The 9,564-nt window shown below is 67.7% G+C and carries 10 protein-coding genes and 1 pseudogene; 9 read left to right on the plus strand and 2 right to left on the minus strand.

Annotated elements, in window-relative coordinates:
* Positions 1 to 187: pseudogene (locus VKI00_RS30105) on the plus strand (hypothetical protein); the annotation flags it as partial.
* A 190-nt stretch (positions 188 to 377) separates the two neighbouring features.
* On the opposite strand, the gene ychF reads toward VKI00_RS30105, so the two are convergent.
* Complete coding sequence (gene ychF / locus VKI00_RS30110) at positions 378 to 1,475, minus strand: redox-regulated ATPase YchF (protein ID WP_324444744.1); 1,098 nt, start codon at positions 1,473 to 1,475, stop codon at positions 378 to 380.
* Positions 1,476 to 1,582: 107 nt separating this feature from the next.
* Here ychF and VKI00_RS30115 point away from each other — a divergent pair, with 107 nt between their 5' ends.
* Positions 1,583 to 2,719 (plus strand): DUF6542 domain-containing protein, encoded by a 1,137-nt coding sequence (locus VKI00_RS30115; protein ID WP_324444746.1) that lies wholly within the window; start codon positions 1,583 to 1,585, stop codon positions 2,717 to 2,719.
* Between the two features lie 56 nt (positions 2,720 to 2,775).
* On the opposite strand, the gene VKI00_RS30120 is transcribed toward VKI00_RS30115, so the two are convergent.
* Positions 2,776 to 3,780 carry a 4-hydroxy-3-methylbut-2-enyl diphosphate reductase gene (locus VKI00_RS30120; protein WP_324444748.1) on the minus strand — a complete coding sequence of 335 codons (1,005 nt, stop codon included), beginning with the start codon at positions 3,778 to 3,780 and terminating at the stop codon, positions 2,776 to 2,778.
* A gap of 89 nt (positions 3,781 to 3,869) precedes the next feature.
* Here VKI00_RS30120 and VKI00_RS30125 point away from each other — a divergent pair, with 89 nt between their 5' ends.
* The 7 genes from VKI00_RS30125 to VKI00_RS30155 form a co-directional block, all read left to right on the plus strand.
* The gene (locus tag VKI00_RS30125; RefSeq protein WP_324444750.1) at positions 3,870 to 4,469 is read left to right on the plus strand and encodes a lipid droplet-associated protein; all 600 of its coding nucleotides are present in this window, start codon (positions 3,870 to 3,872) and stop codon (positions 4,467 to 4,469) included.
* An 8-nt stretch (positions 4,470 to 4,477) separates the two neighbouring features.
* The gene (xseA, locus tag VKI00_RS30130) at positions 4,478 to 5,719 is read left to right on the plus strand and encodes an exodeoxyribonuclease VII large subunit (RefSeq protein WP_414687338.1); all 1,242 of its coding nucleotides are present in this window, start codon (positions 4,478 to 4,480) and stop codon (positions 5,717 to 5,719) included.
* A complete protein-coding gene (locus VKI00_RS30135) occupies positions 5,709 to 5,945 on the plus strand; it encodes an exodeoxyribonuclease VII small subunit (protein WP_324444754.1) in 237 nt (78 codons plus the stop codon). Before xseA ends, VKI00_RS30135 begins: the two co-directional genes overlap by 11 nt.
* 63 nt (positions 5,946 to 6,008) lie before the next feature.
* On the plus strand, positions 6,009 to 7,139 hold the full coding sequence (locus tag VKI00_RS30140) for a 3-beta-hydroxysteroid dehydrogenase (protein WP_324444756.1): 1,131 nt from the start codon (positions 6,009 to 6,011) through the stop codon (positions 7,137 to 7,139).
* A gap of 68 nt (positions 7,140 to 7,207) precedes the next feature.
* Positions 7,208 to 8,275 carry an NAD(P)-dependent oxidoreductase gene (locus tag VKI00_RS30145; protein WP_324444757.1) on the plus strand — a complete coding sequence of 356 codons (1,068 nt, stop codon included), beginning with the start codon at positions 7,208 to 7,210 and terminating at the stop codon, positions 8,273 to 8,275.
* Complete coding sequence (locus VKI00_RS30150) at positions 8,272 to 9,027, plus strand: SDR family NAD(P)-dependent oxidoreductase (RefSeq protein ID WP_324444759.1); 756 nt, start codon at positions 8,272 to 8,274, stop codon at positions 9,025 to 9,027. The genes VKI00_RS30145 and VKI00_RS30150 overlap by 4 nt, the downstream gene beginning before the upstream one ends.
* Positions 9,024 to 9,564: SDR family oxidoreductase (locus VKI00_RS30155; RefSeq protein WP_324444761.1), on the plus strand; the 541-nt coding region annotated here is incomplete at its 3' end. The genes VKI00_RS30150 and VKI00_RS30155, both read left to right, overlap by 4 nt.

Genomic DNA, 9,564 nt, shown 5'->3' on the forward strand with positions numbered 1-9,564 from the left:
GGGCGTCGGCAGGCGTGTTTCAGTTAGCGGGTGCACCAACGTTGCCGATACGGTCAACACCTATGTCCCGCCGCCGGCCGACTATGCGCCGCTGCCGCAGGACTTTCCGCCCCCACCGCCACCACCGCCGCCGGTAAATGTGTGCGTTGGAGCCGGCAGGCGAATCCATGTAAGCGGGTGCTCCTAAAAGCGCGACTCCGCGCGTCGGCGTCGGGCGATGCGTAAACCGAAGCGTTTAGAACAGTGTCGTTTGCGTCTTTGAGATGGCTTTGGCTGCGGCCGTGCTGTTTTCGGGATCGGTGCCGAGCGTGTCACGACGGTAGCATCATCTCATCCGAAACTCACCGCGCAGACCGCCATCTCCGCATCTCCCATTTCTACTTCTTGGGTTGCTGACCAGAGGTTGCTTGGAACCGGAATTCGACGACGTCGCCGTCGGCCATCACGTAGTCCTTGCCCTCCATGCGCACCTTGCCGGCCGACTTGGCCGCGGCCATCGACCCCGCGGCCACCAGGTCGTCGTAGGACACGATCTCGGCCTTGATGAAGCCCTTCTCGAAGTCGGTGTGAATCACCCCGGCCGCCTTGGGCGCGGTATCGCCTTGATGGATGGTCCAGGCCCGGGATTCCTTGGGCCCGGCCGTCAGGAAGGTTTGCAACTTCAGTGTGTGAAAACCGGCCCGCGCCAACGCATCAAGTCCACGTTCGGTCTGACCGATCGACTCCAGTAGCTCGGCGGCCGACTCGTCGTCGAGCTCGGTGAGCTCGGCCTCGATCTTCGCGTCCAGGAAGACCGCGTCCGCAGGCGACACCAGCGCGCGCAGATCCGCGACCCGTTCGGCATCGGTGAGCACCGCCTCGTCGGCGTTGAACGCGTAGAGGAACGGTTTGGTGGTCAACAGATTCAATTCCCGCAGCAGCAGGGCATCCGCCCTCGCGGCGAAGAGCGTCGTCCCGCCATCCAGCGTCTGTTGAGCAGCCGCGGCGGCTTCGTAGAGCTGCTTGCGGTCCTTGCTGTTGCGGGCTTCCTTCTCCAGCCTCGGAACGGCGCGCTCGAGTGTTTGCAGATCGGCCAGGATCAGCTCGGTCTCGATGACCTCGATATCGGACTTGGGATCCACCCGCCCGGCGACGTGCGTCACATCGTCATCGGAGAACACCCGCACCACCTGGCAGATCGCGTCACATTCGCGGATGTTGGCCAGGAATTTGTTGCCCAGGCCAGCGCCTTCGGATGCGCCCGCGACCAGGCCGGCGATATCGACGAATGTCACCGGCGCGGGCACGATGCGCTCCGAGTCGAACATCTCCGCCAACGTCGCCAACCGGGGATCGGGCAGCGGCACCACGCCCTCGTTCGGCTCGATCGTCGCGAACGGATAGTTCGCGGCCACCACATTGTTTCTGGTCAACGCGTTGAACAGCGTCGACTTGCCGACATTCGGCAGACCTACGATCCCGAGGCTCAAGCTCACAGGGACACAAGTGTAGGAGAGCGCAGGCGGCGCGGAATATGGCACGCCCACGGGTTGCTAACGAGGTCTTTACCAGCCTTTTGGTGCTGAGCCGGTACGGTCGACGTGTGTCAGCAGAGCGGACGCGGTCGGCGGTGGCGGCGGATCACCGCTCGATAATCCCCAACATCCCTGGTGTGCCCTGGTGGGCCGCCGTGGTTGTCGCTGTCACGGGCACCGCGGCGGGCTTCGCCTTCGACGCCGGATCGGGCAAGGAACTGACCACCGTCTTCGCCGCGCTGTACGTGCTGGGTTGCGTGGTTGCGGTGCTGGCGGTTCGCCAGTCCGGTGTCTTCACCGCGGTCATCCAGCCACCGCTGATCCTGTTCTGCGCGGTGCCCGGCGCGTACTGGCTGTTCCACGGCGCTAAGTTCACCGGCGTCAAGGACCTCCTGATCAATTGCGGCTATCCGCTGATCGAACGCTTCCCGCTGATGCTGTTCACCTCGGCTGGCGTGCTGGGCATCGGCATCATCCGCTGGTTGCTGGCAAGGGTGACCCGCCCGGCAGCGACCGCGGCGGCCGAAGCCGCCGAAGCCGAAATGACGACCGGCGAGGCTAAGCCGGCTGGGCTGGCCGGCAAGCTTGTATCGATGTTCGCAGGTCTTCGGCGCGAGCCCGGCGATGACGACTCGGCCGAGAAAGCCGGCAGGGCCCGTTCGCGGCGAACCCACGCAGTTGGACGCTCTGCGAAGCAGGCGAGATCTGCAAGGTCAGCCGAGAGCAGCAAGACGGGCAAGCGTCCGGCAGCGTCGCGCTCCCGGCATGTCCGGCCGCCGCTGGACGAAGCAGCCGATCCGACACTTGACCGTGCCCGGCGCTCCCGGGGTCAGCGCCCGGCGCGCCCTCGCGAATTCGACGCCTCTGAGCCACCCCGCCGCAGCAGGGTGCCGCGCGATCCCGACCTGCGTGGTCGGCCATCGCGCGAGATCCGGCGCGACCCGCACGGTCGCACGGAGCGCCCGACCCGGCGCAGCAGCCGCTTCGACCCCTACGAGCCCATCGAGCCATACGAATCCGTCGCGCCGCCGGAGCCACGTCGCAGGCCCGTGCCGAACGGGGCCGCTACACACCACCCGATCTCACAAGTCCGGTATCGCGAATCAACCAGGGCTGACGACTCACGCAACGAGCCCCCGTCCCGTCCCACGAGGATGCGCGAGCCCCCGCCCGACTCCTGGAACTACGACATCAGGGACGCCTAAGGGCGTCTGGAGACATCTAGGGACGCCTAAGGGCGTCTGGAGACATCTAGGGACGCCTAGCCGTCGCGCCGGGGGCGGATCTCCCGCGGCAGCGCGAACACCAGCGTCTCGTTGGCCGTTGTCACGGGCTGCACCACGTCATAGCCGTACTCGGCCAGCCGCTCCAGCACGCCACGCACCAGCACCTCAGGCACCGACGCGCCGGAGGTGACCCCGACCGTGATGACCCCGTCCAGCCACCCCGGGTCGATGTCGTCGGCGTAGTCCACCAGATGCGCGGCCGCCGACCCAGCACCCAGCGCAACCTCGACCAGCCGCACCGAGTTCGACGAATTGCCCGACCCGACCACGATCACCAGCTCGCACTCTGGCGCCATCGCCTTGACCGCGACCTGGCGGTTCTGGGTCGCGTAGCAAATGTCGTCGCTCGGCGGGTCCTGCAGTTTCGGGAACCGCGCGCGAAGCCGCTGCACGGTCTCCATGGTCTCGTCGACCGACAGCGTGGTCTGCGACAGCCAGATCACCTTGTTCTCGTCGCGAACCGTCACACCGTCCACCGCGCCGGGCCCGTCGACCAGCTGCACATGGTCGGGGGCTTCGCCGGCGGTTCCGACGACCTCCTCGTGCCCCTCGTGACCGATGAGCAGGATGTCGTAGTCGTCGCGGGCAAAGCGTTTGGCCTCGTTGTGCACCTTGGTGACCAACGGGCAGGTGGCGTCGATGACGCGCAGCGACCGCTCGGCCGCCGTCGCGTGCACGGTCGGCGCGACGCCGTGGGCGGAAAACACCACGATGGCGCCCTCGGGGACCTCGTCGGTCTCGTCGACGAAAACCGCCCCCGCCTTGGCCAGGGTGTCCACCACATGCCGGTTGTGCACAATCTCGTGCCGCACGTAAACCGGTGGGCCGTGCTTTTCCAGCGCGCGCTCGACCGTCTCGACGGCGCGGTCGACGCCGGCGCAGTATCCGCGTGGCTCGGCGAGCAGCACGCGCTTGCCGGTGACCGGTTCGACCGCCGAGCTGGCGGCGCCCGGGATCCCCATGTTGACGGTTGGCGGCATGGTACCCAGGTTACTTTCTGCGGACTGGGGCTCGCCAACTCGCGCCGTTCGGCTTGGCGTTGACCGCCTGTTAAGGCAGTCTGGACCGCATGGTTACTGCACCGTATGGGGTCCGGCTGCTGGTCGGCGCGGCGACACTCGCCGTCGAGGAGACGATCAGGCTGCCGAAAACCATCCTGATGTATCCGATGACACTGGTCAGTCAGGCCGCGCACATCGTCATGCGGTTTCAGCAGAACATGGCCGAACTGGTGATCAAGGGCGACTCGACCCTCGAGCAGATTTTTCCGCCCAAGGAAGAGCAGCCCGAGTGGGCAACCTTCGATGAAGACCTCGACGACGACGGACCCGGACTGGGCGTCGACCCGTCCGACGTCGAAAACCGCGCCGAAGGACGGTTCGCGCTGTACACCGCACCTGACCCGTCGCCCGGAGGGGGCAGCGCCGACCACCCGACTCGGCCCGTGTCCGTCACCCGTGCCAGGAAATCGGCCAGCAACGTGCCTACGCCGGCAGTGGCCGACGAGTTGGACTACGAAACGCTGACGCTGGCCCAGCTGCGGGCCCGACTGCAAACGCTCGACCTGGATGAACTCGAGGCGCTGCTGGCCTACGAAGAGGCCACCAAGTCGCGTGCACCGTTCCAGACGCTGCTCGCCAACAGGATCACGCGCGCGACGGCGAAGTGACCCGAGCGGTGCCGGCTCGACCGGCGAATTCGGCCGAGAACCCGTATCCGGTTCGCGCGGTGGCCATCCGGATCGCGGGCTGGGTCGACAAACTGGGCACGGTCTGGGTGGAAGGTCAGCTGACCCAGATCAATATCCGGCCGGGCGCCAAGACGGTATTCATGGTGCTTCGGGACCCCGCGGCCGACATGTCGCTGACCGTAACTGCCCCACGCGATTTGGTGGACCGTGCCCCGGTCAAGCTCGTCGAGGGCGTGCAGGTGGTGGTCTGCGGAAAGCCGAACTTCTTCACCGGACGCGGCACATTCTCGTTGCGGCTCAGCGAAATACGCGCGGTGGGCATCGGCGAACTGCTGGCACGCATCGAGCGGCTGCGACGACTGCTGGACGCCGAGGGGCTGTTCGACGCGCGGCTCAAGCGACCGATCCCCTTCCTGCCTGCCACGGTCGGGTTGATCACCGGCCGGGCCAGCGCCGCCGAGCGGGATGTCACCACGGTGGCCGCCGCGCGCTGGCCCGCGGTGCGGTTCGCCGTGCGCAACACCGCCGTGCAGGGTCCGACCGCCGTCGCCCAGATCGTTGACGCGCTAAGCGAATTGGACGCCGACCCCGATGTCGACGTGATCGTGGTGGCCCGCGGCGGCGGCAGCGTCGAGGACCTGCTGCCGTTCTCCGACGAGACGCTGTGCCGCGCGATCGGCGCGTGTCGCACCCCGGTGGTCAGTGCGGTCGGTCACGAGCCCGACAATCCGCTGTGCGACCTGGTCGCCGACCTGCGGGCCGCGACTCCCACCGATGCCGCCAAGAAGATCGTCCCGGATACCGCGGCGGAGCAACACCTGCTCGACGACCTGCGCCGGCGCAGCGCCCAGGCGCTGCGCAACTGGGTGGCTCGCGAACAGCGCGCGCTCGCGCAGTTGCGCAGCCGGCCGGTGCTCGCCGAGCCGCTAGCCGCGCTGAGGGTGCGCGCCGAGGAGGTCCACCGCGCCCGGTCGGCGGTTCGCCGGGATATCACCCGGATGATCGACGTGGAGGCCGAACGCGTCGGTCACTTGTCCGCAAGGCTGGCTACGTTGGGTCCCGCGGCCACCCTGGTCCGCGGCTATGCCGTGGTGCAGACGGTTGCTACGGACGGGCCCTCGGCGGTGCTCCGCTCAGTCGACGATGCCCCGGCGGGCACCAAGCTGCGGGTGCGAGTTGCCGACGGTTCCGTCGCAGCGATAAGTGAAGGACGAACCGATGGCTCGTGAAGAAGGCGAAGAGGCTACACCTATTAGTCAACTTGGCTATGAAAAATGCCGAGACGAGCTGATCGAGGTCGTGCGCCTTCTGGAGCAGGGCGGGCTGGACCTCGATGCATCGCTGAAATTGTGGGAAAGAGGCGAACAGCTCGCTAAACGCTGCGAGGAACACTTAGCTGGAGCGCGTAAGCGGGTGGCCGACACACTGGGCGCCGACGGCCAGGACGGTTCTTGAAAAAGAACCCAATTTCGGGGGTTCTGTTCGAAACTGGAACACGTTTCAGTTATCTTCGTCGGCATGGCTGACACTTCTGGAACATTGCCGACCACCCAGCTGGGCCGGATCCTGGTCACCGGCGGCTCGGGATTCGTCGGCGCCAACCTGGTCACCACGCTGCTCGACCGTGGCTACCAGGTCCGGTCCTTCGACCGGGCGCCCTCGCCGCTGCCGGCCCAGCCGGGGCTGGAGGTGCTCCAGGGCGACATCTGCGACCGCGACATGGTCGCGACCGCGGTCGACGGCATCGACACCGTCTTTCACACCGCCGCGCTCATCGAGCTATTGGGCGGCGCGTCGGTCACCGAGGAGTACCGGAAGCGCAGCTTCGCCGTCAACGTCGAGGGCACCAAGAACCTGGTGCACGCCGCACAGGCGGCCGCGGTGAAGCGGTTCGTCTACACGTCGTCCAACAGTGTGGTGATGGGCGGCCAGCCCATATCCGGTGGCGACGAGACCCTCCCCTACACCGACCGGTTCAACGACCTCTACACCGAGACCAAAGTGGTGGCCGAGCGATTTGTTTTGTCCCAGAACGCGTCACCGAACGGCGGGGCCGGGCTGCTGACGTGCGCCGTCCGCCCAAGCGGAATCTGGGGCTGTGGCGACCAGACCATGTTCCGCAAGGTGTTCGAAAGTGTGCAGGCCGGTCACGTCAAGATCCTGGTGGGCCGCAAGGCCGCGCGGCTGGATAACTCCTACGTGCACAACCTGATTCACGGCTTCATCCTGGCCGCCGAGCACCTGGTGCCCGGCGGCACCGCGCCCGGGCAAGCCTACTTCATCAACGATGCCGAACCGGTGAACATGTTCGAGTTCGCCCGACCCGTGGTGGCGGCGTGCGGTCATCGCCTGCCCCGGCTGCGGATATCCGGCGCCGCGGTCCGCGCGGCAATGTCGGGCTGGCAGCGACTGCACTTCCGCTTCGGGCTGCCCAAACCCGCGCTGGAACCGCTGGCCGTCGAGCGGCTCTATCTCGACAACTATTTCTCGGTGGGCAAAGCCACCCGCGAACTCGGCTATCGGCCACTGTTCACCACCGAGCAGGCGATGGCCGAATGCCTGCCCTACTACACCGAGCTGTTCGACCAGATGAAAGCCGCCGCCCAGCCCCATCTGGCAGCGGTTGTCGCCCCCGCCATGGCCGAGTAGCGGTATATTCCGCGTCGTCGCGTCGCGAAATACACCCTCTTGGCGAGCGACGAGGAGGAGCGGCGCATATGACCGAGACGGTGTTGGTCACCGGGGCGTTCGGCTTGGTCGGGTCCGCGACGGTGCGGCAGCTGCGCGCCGACGGCCGCCGCGTCGTCGCCACCGACCTCGACATCCCGGCCAACAGCAAGAAGGCAGCCGCCCTGCTGCCGGCCACCGACGTCCGGTGGGCCGACCTCACCGATCCGGACGCGGTCGGCGCGCTGCTGCGCGAAGTCTCGCCCGCGGCGATCATCCACCTTGCCGCGATCATCCCGCCGGTGTGCTACGCGCGGCCTGCGTTGGCCCGCCGCGTCAACGTCGACGCGACCGGATTTCTGATCGACGCGGCGAAGACGCTGCCGGCGCCGCCGCGATTTGTGCAAGCCTCGAGCGTCGCCGCCTACGGCGCCCGTAACCCCCACCGCATCACCGACGTGCTGACCGCGGACACACCGCTGCGGCCATCCGACATCTACGGCGCCCACAAGGTGGAGGCCGAGCAGCTGGTGCACGGCTCCGAGCTGGACTGGGTGGTGCTGCGACTCGGCGGCGTGCTCACGTCGGAGCCGCGGTTCGACCTCGACCTGGACACCATCTACTTCGAGGCGTCGCTGCCGGTCGACGGGCGCATCCAGACCGTCGACGTGCGCGATGTCGCCCGCGCGTTCGTCGCCGCCACCACCGCGCCGGTGGTCGGCGAGACATTGCTGATCGGCGGCGACGACTCGCACCGCCACGTCCAGGGCGACATCGCGCCGGCCAGCGCCGCGGCGATGGGCTTGGTCGGCGGAGTACCTCGAGGGCGCAAGGGCAACCCGGACAGCGACGCCGACTGGTTCGCCACCGATTGGATGGACACCGCACGCTCAGTGGAAGCCCTGAAATTCCAACGGGTTTCGTGGGCACACATGCTGGCCGAGATGGCCGACCGGATGGGCTGGCGGCGCTATCCGATAAGGCTGGCGGCTCCGCTGGCCCATGAGCTGCTCAAACGTCGCTCACCGTACTACCGCTATCCGGGCCGCTACGCCGACCCGTGGCGCGTGATCGAAGCCAAGTGGAATGACCCTCGACCCGATCGGAGCCCCGCATGACTGATCGCACGGCTGTCGTTGTCGGCGGCGCGTCCGGCATCGGCCGCGCGGTGGCGCACGCACTGGCCGCCGATGGCTGCAAGGTGACCGTCGCGGACCGCAACGTCGACGGCGCGCGTGCCGTCGCCGCCGAGATCGGCGACCCGCACACCGCCGAGACGGTCGAGGTCACCGACGAAGACTCGGTACGAGCACTTTTCGGGCAGGCCGACACGCTCGACGTGGTGGTCAACACCGCCGGCTACAGCGGCGTTGGGCTGATCACAGAGTTGTCCGTCGAAGATTTCCGCTCGGTCGTCGACGTCTGCCTCACCGGCGCCTTCCTGGTGATCAAGCACGCCGCGCCGCGGCTGCGCGACGGCGGGGCGCTGGTGTCGATCAGTTCGCTCAACGGGCGCCAGCCCGCTGCCGCAATGAGCGCCTACTGCGCGGCCAAGGCTGGCCTGTCGATGCTGACCCAAGTCGCGGCGCTCGAACTCGCGCCGCGCGGTATCCGGGTCAACGCCGTCGCCCCCGGATTCGTGCACACACCGCTCACCGAGCCGGCCACCCAAATTCCGGGCGTGCTCAACGAATACCTGGAGAACACGCCGCTGGGCCGCGCCGGCACCCCTGAGGAGATCGCCGAGGCCGTCGTGTTCCAGTGCAAGGCGCCGTGGCTGACCGGTGAGGTGCTCGACCTCAACGGCGGCGCGCACATGAAGCGACACCCAGACATCTTGGGCCACGTGATGAAGCTGGCCGCGCAGTGAGTCTCACCGGCAAGCAAGCGATCGTCACCGGCGCGGGCTCGGGCATCGGCGCGGCACTGTGCCGGGCCCTGGTCGCTGCGGGCGCCGACGTCGTCTGCACCGATGTCGACGGCGCCGCAGCGGCCCGTACCGCCGAGGGCCTGCACGGTCCGGGCACCGCGACGTCGGCCACCCTGGACGTCACCGACGCGGCCGCGGTGGCGGCTGCCGTCGACGCCGTGGTCGCCCACGCCGGACGGCTCGACCTGATGTTCAACAACGCCGGAATCGCTTGGGGCGGTAATACGGAACTGCTCACGCTGGACCAGTGGAACGCCATCATCGACGTCAACATCCGCGGCGTCGTGCACGGGGTGACGGCCGCCTACCCGGTGATGCTGCGGCAGGGGCACGGCCACATCGTCAACACCGCGTCGATGGCGGGGCTGACCGCGGCCGGCCAGATCACCAGTTATGTGATGACCAAGCACGCGATCGTGGGGCTGTCTCTGGCGCTGCGCTCGGAGGCCGTCTCCCGCGGGGTGGGCGTGCTGGCCG

It is taken from the genome of Mycobacterium sp., from assembly GCF_035314665.1.
In the GTDB taxonomy this organism is placed as follows: Bacteria; Actinomycetota; Actinomycetes; order Mycobacteriales; family Mycobacteriaceae; genus Mycobacterium.

Coding starts and splice junctions, on each gene's coding strand:
- VKI00_RS30120 (WP_324444748.1), bottom strand. CDS start 3,780: ATGCCGCCAACCGTCAACATGGGGATCCCGGGCGCCGCCAGCTCGGCG.
- VKI00_RS30125 (WP_324444750.1), top strand. CDS start 3,870: ATGGTTACTGCACCGTATGGGGTCCGGCTGCTGGTCGGCGCGGCGACA.
- VKI00_RS30135 (WP_324444754.1), top strand. CDS start 5,709: ATGGCTCGTGAAGAAGGCGAAGAGGCTACACCTATTAGTCAACTTGGC.
- VKI00_RS30140 (WP_324444756.1), top strand. CDS start 6,009: ATGGCTGACACTTCTGGAACATTGCCGACCACCCAGCTGGGCCGGATC.
- VKI00_RS30145 (WP_324444757.1), top strand. CDS start 7,208: ATGACCGAGACGGTGTTGGTCACCGGGGCGTTCGGCTTGGTCGGGTCC.
- VKI00_RS30150 (WP_324444759.1), top strand. CDS start 8,272: ATGACTGATCGCACGGCTGTCGTTGTCGGCGGCGCGTCCGGCATCGGC.